The sequence below is a fragment of the Vibrio sp. 1F253 genome (assembly GCF_041439295.1).
GTDB classification, from domain to species: domain Bacteria; phylum Pseudomonadota; class Gammaproteobacteria; order Enterobacterales; family Vibrionaceae; genus Vibrio; species Vibrio tasmaniensis_A.
Genome location: NZ_JBGONU010000007.1, coordinates 106,467 through 123,004 on the forward strand (window position 1 = coordinate 106,467; position 16,538 = coordinate 123,004).

General features: G+C 44.1%; 16 protein-coding genes. 2 read left to right on the top strand and 14 right to left on the bottom strand.

Features of this window, described 5'->3' with window-relative positions; genetic code table 11:
• Positions 1–37: 37 nt before the first annotated feature.
• From nusB to ACED28_RS05980, 12 genes are all read right to left on the bottom strand, one after another.
• Positions 38–505, bottom strand: a complete 468-nt coding sequence (gene nusB / locus ACED28_RS05925) for a transcription antitermination factor NusB (RefSeq protein WP_004734399.1) — start codon at positions 503–505, stop codon at positions 38–40.
• Complete coding sequence (gene ribE, locus ACED28_RS05930) at positions 505–975, bottom strand: 6,7-dimethyl-8-ribityllumazine synthase (RefSeq protein WP_371709486.1); 471 nt, start codon at positions 973–975, stop codon at positions 505–507. The genes nusB and ribE overlap by 1 nt, the downstream gene beginning before the upstream one ends.
• Positions 976–1,255: 280 nt before the next feature.
• On the bottom strand, positions 1,256–2,365 hold the full coding sequence (gene ribBA, locus ACED28_RS05935) for a bifunctional 3,4-dihydroxy-2-butanone-4-phosphate synthase/GTP cyclohydrolase II (RefSeq protein WP_017096788.1): 1,110 nt from the start codon (positions 2,363–2,365) through the stop codon (positions 1,256–1,258).
• A 108-nt stretch (positions 2,366–2,473) separates the two neighbouring features.
• Positions 2,474–3,130 carry a riboflavin synthase gene (locus ACED28_RS05940; RefSeq protein WP_102291179.1) on the bottom strand — a complete coding sequence of 219 codons (657 nt, stop codon included), beginning with the start codon at positions 3,128–3,130 and terminating at the stop codon, positions 2,474–2,476.
• Between the two features lie 52 nt (positions 3,131–3,182).
• Entirely contained in the window at positions 3,183–4,298 is a 1,116-nt protein-coding gene (gene ribD / locus ACED28_RS05945) for a bifunctional diaminohydroxyphosphoribosylaminopyrimidine deaminase/5-amino-6-(5-phosphoribosylamino)uracil reductase RibD (RefSeq protein WP_371709487.1), read from the bottom strand.
• Positions 4,299–4,308: 10 nt separating this feature from the next.
• Entirely contained in the window at positions 4,309–4,758 is a 450-nt protein-coding gene (nrdR, locus tag ACED28_RS05950) for a transcriptional regulator NrdR (RefSeq protein WP_017106265.1), read from the bottom strand.
• Positions 4,759–4,914: 156 nt separating this feature from the next.
• Entirely contained in the window at positions 4,915–6,165 is a 1,251-nt protein-coding gene (locus ACED28_RS05955) for a glutamate-5-semialdehyde dehydrogenase (protein ID WP_102257772.1), read from the bottom strand.
• Positions 6,166–6,231: 66 nt separating this feature from the next.
• The gene (proB, locus tag ACED28_RS05960; protein WP_012604650.1) at positions 6,232–7,416 is read right to left on the bottom strand and encodes a glutamate 5-kinase; all 1,185 of its coding nucleotides are present in this window, start codon (positions 7,414–7,416) and stop codon (positions 6,232–6,234) included.
• A gap of 76 nt (positions 7,417–7,492) precedes the next feature.
• Positions 7,493–7,882, bottom strand: a complete 390-nt coding sequence (crl, locus tag ACED28_RS05965; protein WP_371709488.1) for a sigma factor-binding protein Crl — start codon at positions 7,880–7,882, stop codon at positions 7,493–7,495.
• Between the two features lie 143 nt (positions 7,883–8,025).
• Positions 8,026–9,279: an esterase FrsA gene (gene frsA / locus ACED28_RS05970; RefSeq protein WP_009847474.1), complete on the bottom strand. Its 1,254-nt coding sequence runs from the start codon at positions 9,277–9,279 to the stop codon at positions 8,026–8,028.
• Between the two features lie 89 nt (positions 9,280–9,368).
• Positions 9,369–9,833: an oxytetracycline resistance phosphoribosyltransferase domain-containing protein Tet(34) gene (tet(34), locus tag ACED28_RS05975; protein WP_009847475.1), complete on the bottom strand. Its 465-nt coding sequence runs from the start codon at positions 9,831–9,833 to the stop codon at positions 9,369–9,371.
• Positions 9,834–9,917: 84 nt separating this feature from the next.
• Positions 9,918–11,207, bottom strand: coding sequence for an NCS2 family permease (locus tag ACED28_RS05980; protein ID WP_009847476.1), 1,290 nt, complete (start codon positions 11,205–11,207; stop codon positions 9,918–9,920).
• Positions 11,208–12,270: 1,063 nt separating this feature from the next.
• Between ACED28_RS05980 and ACED28_RS05985 the strand changes: the two genes are divergently transcribed.
• Entirely contained in the window at positions 12,271–13,743 is a 1,473-nt protein-coding gene (locus ACED28_RS05985; RefSeq protein WP_012604655.1) for an aminoacyl-histidine dipeptidase, read from the top strand.
• Positions 13,744–13,914: 171 nt separating this feature from the next.
• On the opposite strand, the gene ACED28_RS05990 is transcribed toward ACED28_RS05985, so the two are convergent.
• On the bottom strand, positions 13,915–14,454 hold the full coding sequence (locus ACED28_RS05990) for a DUF3332 domain-containing protein (protein ID WP_041472888.1): 540 nt from the start codon (positions 14,452–14,454) through the stop codon (positions 13,915–13,917).
• A 260-nt stretch (positions 14,455–14,714) separates the two neighbouring features.
• Here ACED28_RS05990 and ACED28_RS05995 point away from each other — a divergent pair, with 260 nt between their 5' ends.
• Complete coding sequence (locus ACED28_RS05995) at positions 14,715–15,761, top strand: succinylglutamate desuccinylase/aspartoacylase family protein (RefSeq protein WP_012604657.1); 1,047 nt, start codon at positions 14,715–14,717, stop codon at positions 15,759–15,761.
• A 169-nt stretch (positions 15,762–15,930) separates the two neighbouring features.
• On the opposite strand, the gene ACED28_RS06000 is transcribed toward ACED28_RS05995, so the two are convergent.
• Positions 15,931–16,248 carry a DUF3622 domain-containing protein gene (locus tag ACED28_RS06000; RefSeq protein WP_009847480.1) on the bottom strand — a complete coding sequence of 106 codons (318 nt, stop codon included), beginning with the start codon at positions 16,246–16,248 and terminating at the stop codon, positions 15,931–15,933.
• Positions 16,249–16,538 lie beyond the last annotated feature (290 nt).

Consider the following 16,538-nt stretch of genomic DNA (forward strand, 5'->3'; position numbering starts at 1 on the left):
CATAAAAGCTGACCTTTAGATTCAATATACGAACGTCTTATTTCTTACGAACGTGCGGTGCAGCTTTATCAAGCACACCGTTAACAAACTTATGGCTGTCTTCTGCTGCGAATACTTTCGCAAGCTCGATAGCTTCGTTGATAACCACTTTGTATGGTACATCTTCGCGACGAGTCATCTCGTACATAGCTAAACGTAGAAGCGCTAGTTCCATCAAATCCAAATCTTGCATAGGGCGAGATACGAATGGACGAAGCTTGCTATCAAGTTCCATGTGGCTAAGAGCAACACCAGTTAGTAAGTCGCGGAAGTATGCAACGTCTGTTTCTGGCATAGCTAGAGCAGGTTCTGCGGCATGATGCTCTTCTTCATCATACTTACCACCAGATAAGAACTGTTCTTCAACGGTAGCAATATTTTCTTTAGTAATTTGCCAAGAATAAATTGCTTGTAGAGCAAATTGACGTGCGTTACGACGTGCGGCTGGTTTCACACTGGCCCCCATTAGGAATCGATTTCAGAAAGAACGTTGATCATCTCAAGTGCGCTAAGTGCGGCTTCTGCACCCTTATTACCAGCCTTGGCTCCTGCGCGTTCAATAGCTTGATCGATCGTATCAACAGTAAGAACACCAAACGCTACTGGAAGAGAAAATTCCAGAGACACTTGTGCCAAACCTTTATTACATTCACTACAAACATAGTCAAAGTGAGGTGTACCGCCACGGATTACTGTACCGAGAGATACAATCGCATCGAACTTACCCGTTTTTGCAACGCGTTGCGCTACAAGTGGAAGTTCTACTGCACCAGGGCAACGAACAACAGTGATGTTGTCTTCGCTTACTTGTCCATGACGCTTTAAAGTATCGATTGCACCAGAAAGTAAACTTTCGTTAATAAAACTGTTGAAACGAGCAATAACGATAGCAATTTTTGCATTTGGCGCTGGGAAGCCACCCTCGATCACTTTCATAAGCCTTCCTTTAACTATTTTCATCAAGTGAGAATCGCCGGATTCTAGCACAAAACTGTGAGCAATATCTAATGCTAATTTAGAAGAACAGACACCGGAGATGTAAAGATGATAACGCAGCGCTGCTGCCAACCATATTGGAGCAGCAAGTAGCCAAACTTGTGTATTCAACACGTTTTGAATCGGGCTTGGCTACTTTACTCTTTTATCGTAATTAACCTCTAAAAGAGCCACTGAAATCATCGGTAAATTATGTCGCTATAAACGGACATACGTCATCTTACTCGCAAACGTATTCAACAACATTAAGGCCAAAACCACCCAATGCGTGGTAACGCTTAGTGCTTGAAGACAACAAACGCATATCATGAACACCTAGGTCTTGTAGAATCTGAGAACCCACACCAACACGACGAGAAGTACCTTGTTTCTTAGCCATGGTTGGTTGCTCATTCTTATCTTGAGCTTCGAACGTCTTCACTTTATGAATCAAAGAATCAGACGACTCTTCGTTGCCAAGAATAACCAGCACACCGCCTTCATCGCCAATGCGCTTCATCGCTTTATCTAGCGACCAGCTGCGCTCGGTACCACGGTCTGAATGAAGCAGATCGGTAAACGTGTCATGCAGGTGAACACGCACCAAAGGAGCACCTTCGGTTAAGCTGCCTTTTTGCATTGCATAGTGGATCTGGTTATCAATCGTGTCACGGTAAGTCACAAGCTCGAAATCACCAAACTCTGTTGGCAAATGACATTGTGCAACGCGCTCAATCGTTGTTTCTGTGTTGTTACGGTATTCGATCAAGTCAGCTATGGTGCCTAGCTTGATGTCATGCTTTTCTGCGAACACTTCAAGATCAGGGCGACGTGCCATGGTGCCATCGTCATTTAGGATCTCAACGATAACAGACGCTGGCTCACAGCCTGCTAACCGAGCTAAGTCACAACCTGCTTCAGTATGGCCTGCGCGAGTTAGAACACCACCTTCTTGAGCAGTCAGAGGGAAGATATGGCCAGGTTGAACTAAGTCAGCCGCTTTTGCGTCTTTTGCCACAGCAGCTTGAACGGTAACAGCGCGGTCTGATGCAGAAATACCGGTTGTTACGCCCTCTGCCGCTTCAATCGAAACCGTAAAGTTAGTAGTGTATTGAGCGTTGTTGTCTTGGACCATAGGCGCTAAACCCATGCGGTTTGAACGCTCTTTGGTCAGTGTTAAACAGATTAAGCCACGGCCATACATCGCCATGAAGTTAATCGCTTCTGGCGTCACATGTTCTGCTGCCATGATCAGATCGCCTTCATTTTCGCGATCTTCATCATCCATCAGGATAACCATTTTCCCTAGGCGAATGTCTTCAATAATTTCTTGAGGAGTACTAATTGGCATTGTTCTATATCCTTTGAAATGGTTCTGCTTCCTAGAACCGACACTATTTAAACCTGATGATATTGCTCGCTTTTACAAAGTGATGTTTAGTGCACTTTATACCAACGGTTAGGCAAAACCATTCTGCTGTAAGAATTCCATTGTTAATCGAGATTCAGGCTCAGACTCTTGCTGCTGGCCTTGCAGTAAACGCTCCATATAGCGCGCTAATACATCGACTTCTAGATTCACTTTTCGACCAACATTGAATTGATCTATGGTCGTTTCTGAAGAGGTATGAGGAACGATAGTCAGCTTAAAGGCATTCTTGCGTAAATCATTCACCGTCAGGCTAATACCATCAACGGTGACTGAACCTTTTTGAGCTACGTACTTTGAGATCTCTGCTGGCATTTCTACCCAAAATTCAATCGCACGACCAACTTGGTTACGCTCAACAATCTCACCCACGCCATCAACGTGACCCGATACGATATGACCACCGAAACGAGTGGTCGGTAACATTGCTTTCTCAAGGTTAACTTTATCGCCCGCTTGGTAATCGACAAAACCCGTTTTTTTCAGGGTCTCAAGCGAAAGATCTGCACTGTAGCTGTGGTCGTTAAACTCAACCACCGTCAAACACACACCATTGGTCGCGATACTGTCGCCTAACTTAACGTCAGCCATATCAAGATTACCAACATTAACCGTTACGGTGATGTCTTCTCCGCGGGGAGTGATTGCACTCAATGTACCTACGGCTTCTACAATTCCTGTAAACATTTTAAAACTCTTTTTGTTGTCAACGACACGTATGCTGTTGGAATGACTATTTCTACTGTGGTTTCGTCGCGATAATAGGTTTCGCGACGATGCGAATATCCACACCAACCTGTCGAACATCTTTAATTTCTAGGTCAATCACATCAGACATTGAAGTGAGCCCTAATGCGCCCATCAAACCTCGTCCATCACTGCCCATTAGTTTAGGTGCTAAATAAAGGATTAGCTCATCCACTAGCTGCGCTTCAATCAAGCTTTTTGCCAAGGTAGCGCCCGCTTCGACCCAAATATGATCAATATGGTTCGCTGGCAATTGACGCATTAGATCGTGTAAATCGAGCTGACCTGCATCTGTGGTTTCGACCTCAATATCAGCAGAGGTTTCCGCAACTCTCAATACCGAAGTTGGAGTCTGGAATAACTTGAGCTCAGGATACAGCTGATTTTGGCGATCAAGAATCACGCGAATCGGCTGACGCAGCTCGTCTTCAACGTAATTTGTTTTGGTACTGCTTGGCAATTCGGCCCAGCGAACATTCAGCGACGCGTTGTCTTCAATCACCGTTTGGCTGGTTGATAGCACCGCGCCTGATTTTGCTCGATAGTTCTGAACATCACGACGCGCTTCTGGCGATGTGATCCATTGGCTTTGACCATTTTCCAATGCCGTTTGGCCATCAAGGCTCGCGGCCATCTTTAACTGAACGAATGGCATGCCCGTTTGCATACGCTTGATAAATGCAGGATTTAAATCGAGAGCATCTTGCTCTAACAAGCCGACTTCAACCTCAATACCTGCGTCGCGTAGCATCTTGATACCACGGCCTGCGACTTTAGGGTTTGGGTCCTGCATGGCACAAATCACTTTTGAAACTTGAGCCTTAATCAAACCTTCAGCACAAGGTGGGGTTCGACCATAGTGCGAACAAGGTTCTAGCGTGACATAAGCGGTCGCACCTTTTGCCTTGTCACCCGCCATTCTCATAGCGTGTACTTCGGCATGAGCTTCGCCAGCTTTGGCATGAAAACCTTCGCCAACGATCTGACCGTGGGTTTGTACAATGACACAACCCACATTCGGGTTGGGTGCAGTGGTGTAAATGCCGCGTTTTGCTAACTGAATAGCACGCGACATCATTTGAAAATCTAGGGGAGTAAAATTAGACATGATTGAGGAATTAGTCCTCTAATTTAGCGATTTCTTCGCCAAACTCTCGGATGTCTTCAAAGCTGCGGTAAACAGAGGCAAAACGGATGTACGCCACTTTATCCAATACTTTCAATTGACCCATAACAAGATTACCAATCATCTCGCTTGGTACTTCACGCTCACCAGTTGCACGGAGTTGTGACTTAATCGTACTGATCGCAAGTTCAATGGCATCAGCACTCACTGGGCGTTTTTCTAGGGCGCGCTGTACACCACCGACCATTTTATCTTCATTAAATGGTTCGCGGTTTCCATTCGACTTTATGACTTTAGGCATCACAAGTTCTGCCGATTCGAAAGTCGTAAAACGTTCACTACATGCAAGGCATTGACGGCGACGACGAACCTGATGGCCATCGGCTACCAGTCTTGAATCGATTACTTTAGTGTCGTTCTCTGAACAAAAAGGACAATGCATATCACCTCCAAATAATTAAATATCAGTGTAACGGAATTGCCAAACGTTAGGAAAGAAAAAGGGCCAATTAAGGCCCTTTTGTGTGGTAATTCATTGATTATTGCTACTCGATCGCCATTTAAAAAATGAGCTGAGGAGTAAAATTAACGACCAGCGTTAACCGCGAACTAAATAGTTCGCTTTACCTACCCACTTGTAGCTTGTCAGCTCTTCTAAGCCCATTGGACCGCGAGCATGTAGTTTCTGGGTAGATACTGCGACTTCAGCGCCTAAACCAAACTGTGCGCCATCGGTGAATCGTGTTGATGCATTCACATAGACTGCAGCTGAACCGACTGAATTAATAAAGCGCTCTGAGCTCTCTAGACTGTTAGTCATAATCGCATCTGAGTGACTCGCGTTGTGTACGCGCATGTGGTCAATCGCTTCTGCCACATCCGCAACTACTTTTACGCCTAGCGTGTAGCTTAGCCATTCTGTGTCAAAGTCGCCTTCAACCGCATCACGTTGGTCTTCAAAACCAGTAAGCAATAATTTAGCACTCGCGTCAGCAACCAAGGTTACTTTGCCTGCTAAACGCTGTGTTAGCTTAGCAAGGAAAGCCTCAGCAACCGCTTCATGCACTAGCAGCGTATCCAATGAATTACACGCTGATGGACGTTGAACTTTCGAGTTTTCAACCACATCAACAGACTTCTCAAGATCAGCGCTCTCATCAACAAAGATATGGCTGATACCGAAACCACCGATGATAACTGGAATAGTACTATTCTCTTTACACATCTTGTGCAGACCAGCACCACCACGAGGAATGATCATATCCACGTAGTCATCCAGTTTAAGCAGTTGAGAGACAAGCTCACGATCGGGTTTCTCGATATACTGAACAGAAGCCGCAGGAAGTTCCGCTTTTTCTAATGCAGACTGGATTACTTTAACCAGCTCCATGTTTGAGAAGAATGTCTCTTTGCCGCCACGTAGGATGCTTGCGTTACCAGTTTTGAGACACAGTGCTGCAATATCGATAGTTACGTTTGGACGCGCTTCGTAGATAACACCCACCACACCAAGTGGTACGCGGCGGCGAGAGAGTGACATACCGTTTTCAAGTACCTTACTGTCAATTTCGCTGCCAACTGGGTCATTCAGGCTAATCACGTTACGCACATCGTTAGCGATACCGGTTAAGCGCTCTTCGTTAAGAAGTAGACGATCAAGCAGTGCATCAGTCAGACCCGCTTCACGGCCAAGTTCGATATCTTTCGCGTTCGCTTCTAAAATCGTTGCTGCGTTGGCTTCTAGCTCATCAGCGATAATCGCCAATGCTTTATTCTTTTGCGCCGTAGATGCGGTCGCTAGGTGGAAAGCAGCGTCTTTTGCTGCGATACCCATGTTAGTTAAATCCATGTTTAACTCTCCCTAAATTCTGTCTGTCTTTGGATGCAAAAAGGCGATTCGCCTTATCATCACGAGCTATTCTTGGATTACAACAAGGTCGTCACGGTGAATGACTTCTGACCCGTAATCGTATCCAAGAATATCGCCAATATCTTTACTGTGCTTGCCTGCAATTTTTGCTAGGTCTTGGCTTGAATAACTGGCGATACCACGCGCAATTACTTTGCCTTTGCTGTCTGTGACTTGGGTAACTTCACCACGAGAGAACTCGCCTTTAACTCGAACAACCCCTTTCGCCAACAAGCTGCTGCCTTTAGTGTTGACTGCGTTTACTGCGCCGTCGTCGACCACAATGTCACCAGCTGAAGCAGGGCCCGCTAGAATCCAGCGTTTACGGTTTTCAAGCGCTTCCGCTAAAGGTAAGAAACGTGTGCCTTGTGGGTTGTCACTCAGTGAGTCAAACACCACATTTTCAGCACTGCCCGCAGCAATAATTACTTCGATGCCAGCGCGACGAGCAATATCAGCCGCCTGCAGTTTTGTCGCCATGCCGCCAGTACCTAACGTAGTACCACTGCCGCCTGCGATCTTGCGCAGTGTGTCATCAATAGTTTTCACTTCTTTGATGAGCTCAGCATTTGGATCTTTACGAGGGTCAGCCGTAAACAGGCCTTTTTGGTCCGTTAATAGCAAAAGCTTATCAGCACCGCACAAAATACCCACTAAGGCCGACAAGTTATCATTGTCGCCCACTTTAATTTCGTTGGTTGCTACTGCATCGTTTTCGTTTACTACCGGAATAATATCGTGCTCAACAAGCGCATTGATCGTGTCACGTGCATTAAGAAAACGCTCCCGATCATCGAGATCAGCACGAGTCAGTAGCATCTGGCCAATCTTAAGGCCATAGATAGCAAACAAAGACTCCCAAACTTGAATCAACTGACTTTGCCCAACTGCCGCAAGCAATTGTTTGCTTGCCATAGAGTTGGGAAGTGCGGGGTAACCAAGGTGCTCCCGTCCGGCTGCAATTGCGCCAGACGAAACCATAACCACAGAGTGGCCTTGTTTTTTTAATTCAGCACATTGACGAACCAGCTCAACCATATGAGCGCGGTCTAATGCCAATGTTCCACCAGTTAAGACACTGGTACCCAGTTTAACAACGACAGTTTTACGCTGTGTTGTTGTCCCGCTTTGATGATTTGTTGTCATGAAGTCTTTTATGGATAAAACAAATAAGAGGTGATGTTTTAGCAATCAAAAGGGGAATTCACAAGCAGAAAAGGTGCGAAATCGCACCTTTTTGCTTTATATAGAAGAGTAACCTTTAAAATCAGACGAATTCGACAGACTCTTCGTCTAACTGAACGCCGATTTCAAATTTCTTTTGAAGTTCATCAACCAGCTTTTGGTGAAAGGCTTCTTGAGTTCGAGAGACCTCAGCGATCGCCTTTTTAGGTAATGGCAAAGGATCCCAGTTACCATCGATGTTGTATTTACCCGTGTTGTACTTCGTCGAAAATCCTTCTTCCGACTTATCCAACTCCAACCACCAGCCCCAAAACTCACGTTCTTCTGGTGATTTTTTATCGTTCACACACACAGACAAGCAATCAAAAATATAGTGGCCTTCTTCTGATTGCGGCTCCCTTAAGTAAGGGCCTATAGCCTTTAAAACATTTAACAAGCGATAATGCGTAGGTTGTTGTGTCACTTCTGACATATTGAATCTCCATTTCAATGTTAAGAATGACGTTACTCAGAATGTTATACGTAGAAACTACGCAGTTGGATTTTATAAATTATTTCTGAGTATCAAGTACTTACTTTGTACACTTTTCATGCTTAACTAATTTAGGAGAAATGTCATCTAAATAATTCATCCTCAAGCCACTTTATCGCCAATTCGAGGGATTGCTCATAACCTTGTGTAATTGATTTAGCTTTGATTTTCTTCGCTTTACCGTAATCACTGTAAATAGCAACCAGTTGATTATCCATTGGAGGTGATACTGGGTCGCCCTCTAACGCTAATGCCAAGATAGGCACACTGGTTTTACTGTTTGACAGCAAACCTTGCACCTTGAGTGACCACGCCATCAATTGCCCAGAAAGACTATTGATATCAACGGCCCCTTTACCAAGACGCGAAGCCAACACATCTAAATGCATTTTAGGCATCTGTTTCAATTTGTCGGCATGAACAAAGATATCGTGAATTGGTGCGCCTAAAGAGATACACGCTTTAAGCTTATGCTGCTCAAGGAAAGATAATCTCACCATCGCATTGCCACCAAAGCGGAAGCCAAACAAGCCAACCTTGTGGTGATCGACCCACGGGATGTTAGGCAGTTCATTCAAGACTGCTTGGTGAAGACAAGATGAGTCTTCTGTTAACGGCCAATGTGCACTGTGTCCTATTGATGGCATGTCTACCGTTAACATAGCAATGTTCTTTGGTGCTAAGTAATCCCTAAACAAGCGCCACATATCGGTTTGCAAGCTATCTAGACCCGCGCTGACAATCACAACCGGTTGTGGTTTGTCTGTTTTGGTTAGATGCAAGTTCGCTTTGATCTTCTTGTTTTGGTATGGAATATCAATCTGTTTGACGATCAACTTCGTATGCTTAATTGCTTCAGAATAAGCTGCGTTGGCCAACACTTGAGCCTGAGCCGCCAAATTGTCGTTCTTGAGATGTGGGTAGCCCGCTATGCTGAAGCACAACGATGCTGAAAACAGCTCTTCAGCCATTTCTTCACCCTTCTTCTCGTTCGAGCGATTTTGATGCTGCATACCCAGTTTGGTCCATTCGTATGCCCAGTTACCACTTCGGTAACCCATGACCGTATCAAGCCACTCATCGGTTGTACGAGAGTTATCTGATGACGCGATGCGAGCCAATACCGCTTCTTGCTCAATGGGGTTAACGCCTTGCCATACCCACTGAAGACGTCTTAGGTTTCGGTACCATGATGAGTTTTGCTGTTCACGCTTCTCATCCAATAACGCTTCAGAGCTTGGCATGTATTGTGTCAGCATTGAGGTCTCTTTAGCCTGCTTGTGCTTTACAAACAAGGTTTCCGAAAGGTTTGAGCTCGTTTCTTCTGATTCAGACATTGGGATACTTAATAAGAAATGGTTGTTACTAATCATATAAAAAAAAATGACCCTATAAAGGGTCATTTCTCAAAAAACTAAGTTTACGCTTATTTTGACTTGCGATTTACCGGCTCAACGTAGCTTAGGCTAGTATCCCAAGGTTGCTCAATCCATGTGTCTTGAGCGATATCAACGATGTACTCGTCTAGCAAGTCAGCACCAGATGGCTTTGCACACACAGCGATCAGTTTCGCTTTCGGGTACATTTCGCGAAGCTTGCGTGCAGTGTCACCACTATCAACAAGATCTTCAACGATTAGGAAGCCTTCGCCGTCACCTTCAGGTGCTTTAACGACGGTCATATCACGTTGGTGATCGTGGTCGTAGCTAGAAATACAAATCGTATCTACGTGACGAATACCTAGCTCACGAGCCAAGATTGCACCAGGAACCAAACCACCACGGCTCACTGCCCAGATGCCTTTCCACTGCTCTGCTGGCATTTGCTTTTCAGCAAGTTGACGGCAGTAAGTCTGCATGTTGTCCCAAGTGATAACGAATTTGTTGCTCATAGTATAAAACCTAATAATTTTGTCATGTTATTAGAGGCTATTTCAAACATAGCCTCTTCAGCGATTAAGCAGAAATCTAGACGATTAAGCGAAAGTATATTTAAGAATAAAGATAGCCGACATTACCCACACAGCAGGTGAAACATCGCGACCTTTACCACTTAGCAGCTTAATTGCAGCGTAAGCGATGAAGCCTAGTGAGATACCCTCAGCGATAGAGTATGTCAACGGCATAAGCAGACATGTTACCACGACTGGGGCTGCTTCCGTAAGATCACGCCAATCAATACCAACTAGGCCAGACATCATCAAAATTGCTACATAGAACAACGCACCTGATGTTGCGTAGGCTGGAATCATACCGGCAAGCGGTGAGAAGAAAAGAGCCAGTAGGAACAAGATACCAACAACAACCGCTGTTAGACCGGTACGGCCGCCTTCAGCGACACCCGCAACACTCTCAACGTAAGAGGTTGTATTTGATGTACCTAGCAGTGCACCAATTGATGTTGCTGTTGAGTCAGCAAGCAGTGCCTTGTTCAGACGAGGCAGTTTACCGTCTTCTTTGATTAGGTTTGCTTTCGTTGCAACACCAACCAGAGTGCCCGCTGTATCGAATAAATCGACGAACAAGAAAGCGAATACTACTGAAATCATACCGATTTCAAATACAGCAGAGAAATCAAGCTGCATGAATGTAGGTGCAAGACTTGGTGGTGTCGACATGATGCCGCCGTATTGAACGTCACCAATAACAATACCAACAGCTGTGATAGCTAGAATCGCAATCATTACTGCGCCTTTCACGCCACGGTGAACAAGAGCAATCGTAAGGAAGAAACCAAGCGCACCTAGGATAGGAGCAATCGCGGTAATGTCACCCAGTGAAACTTTCGTTGCAGGGTTAGAAACAACGATGCCAGCATTGCTAAGAGCAATAAACGCTAGGAAAAGACCGATACCTGCAGAGATACCAACACGCAGAGACATTGGGATCGAGTTGATAATCCATTCACGGATCTTAAAGATGCTTAAGAAGATGAAGATCACGCCTGATACGAAAACCGCTGCCAGAGCAACTTGCCACGTATAACCCATCCCCATTACAACAGCGTAGGTAAAGAATGCATTCAAACCCATGCCTGGAGCTTGAGCAATTGGGTAGTTAGCAACAAAGCCCATGATGAAACAGCCAATAGCAGCCGCTAAACAGGTTGCTACAAATACAGCGCCATGGTCCATACCAGCATCAGCTAGAATCATTGGGTTTACAAAAATGATGTAAGCCATTGTTAGGAAGGTTGTTAGACCTGCGATGATTTCAGTGCGCACATTGGTGCCATTTTCACTGAGTTTGAATAGCTTTTCGAACATTATCGAATCCTATAAGGGTAAAAAGTAAACGGTTGCGTAATCGATTGGCTGTGGATTATAAAGTTATCAAATAACAAATTCCAGATAGAATTAAGGCTCTAATCGATCTTTATCAGAATGCAGTATGAAACAGAGCGATTAAAAATGAAGACTGAAAGATAAAGTAACGATTAAAAACAATAAGATAAGTAAGATAAATACGATGAAAGTACTTGGCCATTTTTTAAACCATCAGTTATTTTCATTGAGAATCTAGCTAATAAATTCCGAATTCAAACCCACAATAGTTATGTATTTTTCAACAGGATCAGTAATAAGGCGCAAATTGATATTTCGGCGTTTAAAAAACAACCACGCAGAACAGCAGGAAAAGTGATAAGCGAAAGCGGTTTGGAAAAGTAGCAGGCAAAAAAAACGCCACTCAAAACTGAGTGGCGGTAGAATCTGTCAACCAAAAGGGCTGTAAAATAATTCCAATATATAGGGGTGAACAAAACTGTTCGAGTTACATGCTTGTGGTATTAGTAACCAAAGCTTGTAGGGTATGCAAAGTTGCTAGTGTAAACAGAGCTGTTAATCCAGAACATTGCAGATGGTAAACCTTTCATAACTATCACCTTAATAAATCAATAAAAAACGAATTTGATTTCTCGGTTCCTTGGAGGCGATAAAACGGACTCATCCTTTGAGCATTTACTCTTCACTTCAGAAGTTGGTTATTAATATACCCTAAAGAAAAAAGATTACAAGCATTTTTTGCTATTCGTCACACTTTTGGCTATTTACGGTTATTTTACAAACTCATTTTTGTAATTAAATTACAAAATAGAATTAAACAAACGTTTGCCTGTGCCGTTTATAAGCATCAACGCGCTTATTTATGATCAGATAGACAAGATCGCTTTCAAAATTTGAGCTATTTGAGGTTTAGAACCGCTACTCGTCAAAACGCTCAAGTGGTATGCTGTTGCCATCAAAACAGACCCATATTTTAGATTTTTGTTCTAGTTTTTTGCCATTACAAAACCTAAATATATGGTTACAAATAAAAAAGGAGTCATCCGTGTCTGAATTCCATTCTGAGATCAGTAAATTGTCCCCTGCCCCTATTTGGCAGTTTTTCGATAAAATTTGTTCAATCCCGCACCCTTCGAAACATGAAGAAGAACTTGCTCAATACATTATTGCTTGGGCAACAGAGCAAGGCCTAGATGTACGTCGTGACCCAACGGGTAACGTATTCATCAAAAAGCCTGCAACGGCGGGTATGGAAAACAAAAAAGGTGTCGTGCTGCAAGCTCACATCGATATGGTTCCACAAAAGAACGAAGACACAGTTCATGACTTCGCTAAAGATCCAATCCAACCATACATTGATGGTGAGTGGGTTACAGCGAAAGGCACAACGCTTGGCGCTGATAACGGCATGGGCATGGCTTCTTGCCTAGCGGTTCTGGCTTCGAACGAAATCCAACACGGCCCTATCGAAGTTCTACTTACCGTAGATGAAGAAGCAGGCATGACTGGTGCTTTCGGTCTTGAAGCGGGTTGGTTAGAAGGCGATATCCTTCTTAACACCGATTCAGAGCAAGAAGGCGAAGTGTACATGGGTTGTGCTGGCGGTATCGACGGCGCAATGACATTTGAAATTGCACGTAACGCGATTCCAGCTGACTTCGTAACACGTAAGCTAACGCTAAAAGGCCTAAAAGGCGGTCACTCTGGTTGCGACATCCACACAGGTCGTGCAAACGCAAACAAACTGCTTGCTCGTTTCCTAGCGGGTCACGCAAAAGAGCTAGACCTTCGCATCGTCGAATTCAAAGGTGGTAGCCTTCGTAACGCTATTCCTCGTGAAGGTTTCGTAACGGTTGCTGTTCCTGCTGAAAACCAAGAGAAACTGGCTTCGCTATACAACTACTACACAGAGCTGCTTTCAACAGAGCTAGGTAAAGTAGAAGACAGCATCGTGACTTTCAACGAAGAAGCTTCTGTAGAAATGGGCGCACTTGCGTCAGCAGACCAAGCTCGCTTTATCGCGGCACTTAACGCATGTCCAAACGGCGTGATTCGTATGAGTGACGAGATTGAAGGTGTTGTTGAAACATCTCTAAACGTAGGTGTTATCACAACAGAAGAGAACTCAATCACAGTGCTTTGCCTGATCCGTTCTCTTATCGATTCAGGTCGTAGCCAAGTAGAAAGCATGCTTCACTCTGTTGCTGAACTAGCAGGCGCTAACATCGCGTTCTCTGGTGCTTACCCAGGTTGGAAGCCAGATGCAGATTCAGAAATCATGCACATCTTCCGCGACATGTACGAAGGTATCTACGGTCACAAACCAAACATCATGGTTATCCACGCTGGTCTTGAATGTGGTCTATTCAAAGAACCTTACCCGAACATGGATATGGTTTCTTTCGGCCCAACCATCAAGTTCCCTCACTCTCCTGATGAGAAAGTGAAGATCGATACGGTTGAGCTATTCTGGAATCAAATGGTTGCACTGCTTGCAGCTATCCCAGAAAAAGCATAATTCGATAAGCTATGTATGTTCAATAAATGGTGTTTCCAATAAATAGGGCTCTTCACTAAATAGCACTTTTCAGTAAACACCGTTTATAGACACAAAATAAAACAGGTACTCAATGAGTACCTGTTTTTGTATCCAATCTTTGTAGCTATGTACTTGTGACTAAATAAACAATTAAGCGCGTGAAGCCGCGTAGCTTTCTAACTCATCAATTGAAGTTTGTGCCACTACTTCGCCGTCGATGAAGTATGTCACCATCTCACCATCACGAACTCCGATCAATGTCGCACGCTCACCAGACTGGTAAGTGATGTCCATTTGGATCGTGTTTTCGTCGATCTGCTGCATTTGACCTTTCTCAATCATATCAGCACTCGTAATAGGACCTACTGGTGCTTCAGTAAGTGACTTATCAAGCTGATGGTTGATATCAAGGTAAGTATCAATCTTAGTATCAAATATATGCGGTGCACCTGTTAGTGGGTTGCTGCCCGTCCAGAACTCTAGTGAGTTGAATACCAAGTAATCAGCTGCAACTGTTAGACCGTAAGCCGGTGCAAGCAATATGTTCAAACCACCACGAGCGTAACGGTTATCAACGGCTTTAAGGTTGAACTTCATTAGGTAACCCGTTACTGCATTGCTACCAACACAGCCAGATAAAGCAACAGATACCACCGCTAGTGCTACAACTTTTGAAATTGTTTTTTTCATTTTCATCTCGATATTTGAATTTGGCCGCCAAAAAATGGCGGTGGATAATAGCAACCAACCAAATGACAAATATCAGTGTACTGTCAGAAAAGCCACAATTTGAAACACCCTATAATGAGTCAAATTAAAACTGGAAACTTATTTATAGACAACTCCATAGAAAAATTTTGTCGTCACCGTAAACCGATTGATTCGTACTAAAAATCAACGATTGGTACATTCCGTGTTAACGAATTATCACCATGTTGAGAACAACCTAAATGGCAAGACTAAAACCTAATCAACCATTCGAATTACTTGGTTATACTGTTCAGCCAGGACAGCGAATGGAGATTGAACTGCAAGCGGCTCAGCTTTACACGCACTCTCCACTTTCGATCCCGATTGAAATTATTCACGGTCGCCAAGCAGGCCCAACACTGATGGTAAATGCGGCTATCCACGGCGATGAGCTAAACGGTGTTGAGATTGCACGACAACTGACCAATGCGATTGATCCAAAGAAACTGAAAGGTACCTTGATTGTTGTGCCTATAGTTAACGTGTTTGGCTTCATCCATAAATCTCGTTACCTACCAGACCGTCGTGACCTAAACCGTTGCTTCCCTGGCAGTGAGAAAGGATCGCTAACATCACGCATCGCTTACACTTTCTTTGAGAATGTGGCGAAGCACTGTGATTTTATTTTGGATCTACACACAGGTGCGATTCACCGTACTAACTTGCCACAGATCCGTGCAAACCTGTCGAACCCAGAAACATTGCGCATCGCAAAAGCGTTCGCAACACCAGTGATCATTGACTCACCACTGCGTGACGGATCACTTCGTAGCGAAGCGGAAAAATTGGGTATCCCTGTATTAACTTACGAAGGTGGTGAAGCGTTGCGTTTTGATCACCTAGCGATTCGTGCGGGTTACCTTGGCGTGCATCAAGTGATGAAAGAAATCGGCATGCTGCGCCCAAACCGTAAAAAGTTGCCAGAGCCAGTGTTGAGCAAATCCACCAGCTGGATCCGCGCTGAGTCAGACGGTATTTTGCGTAACATGGTGAGACTTGGCGAACAAGTTGAAGCAGGACAAACTCTCGCTTACATAAGCTCTCCGTTAGGTCACCAAGAAGGCCAAGTGATCACAACCAAAGGCGGTATCGTGATTGGCCAACAAACTCTACCGTTGGTAAACGAAGGTGACGCAGTATTCCACATTGCTTACTTCAAACAAGATGACGATGAAGTGGGACAATCAGTTGAGAGCTATATTGAAGAAGTAGCGGAAGATGACTGGCTAACGGCGCTTAACAACTAATAAATGACATGTAGTCACTAGCAAGAAGTGGCTACATTTTCGAAAATAAACTCCACAAACTAAAAAGCCCCAATACACTTTTGACTAGAAAGAAAAAGTTATATTGGGGCTTTTTTTACTTGTCCCTTATCTTAAAATTAAGGAACCTGTAAATTAATTAAGCGCTAAATTACTCAGCGTCTTCTTGCTCTTCTTCACGAGCTTTTGCGCGTGCTTCACGTGCTTGCTCAGCTTTAAGCTCTTTAGTATGACGTAGTTCGTCACGCTCTTTACGCTGCTCTGATTTACGCTCGTTACGTTCAGCTTGGTTTGCGATGAAAGATGCTAGCTCTTTCTCTGCCCACTCTTGTGCTAGAGCTTCAGTTTCAAAACCAGACTCACGCTTAGATACTGTTGTACTGCGAGAAGTTACTTGACGAGTAATCTCTGCACACCAACCGTTGCGTTTTTCTGTAAGGCGGATATCAAATTTTTTGTTCTTAGACATGTTCTATTTTTCCTAAGGGAGATCATTAAGGGATCGGTCAACTTTGATAACTCCATCTAAGTGAGCATCTTTTAACACCATCCCTTGGTAAGCGCGGTATTAGAGCACAAATCAATGAATATTGCTGCAAATATTTGCAGCGGATCACACTCCAGTGCTGTAAATCGTGTGTGCCGGATTTCAATGGGTTCGTAATTCTCCGATTCACCATCAACTTCTATGCTATTTTATCGACAACAATGAAATGAACGGTTCTCAAACAGAGACAAATTAAAGCGATAACTAGCTGC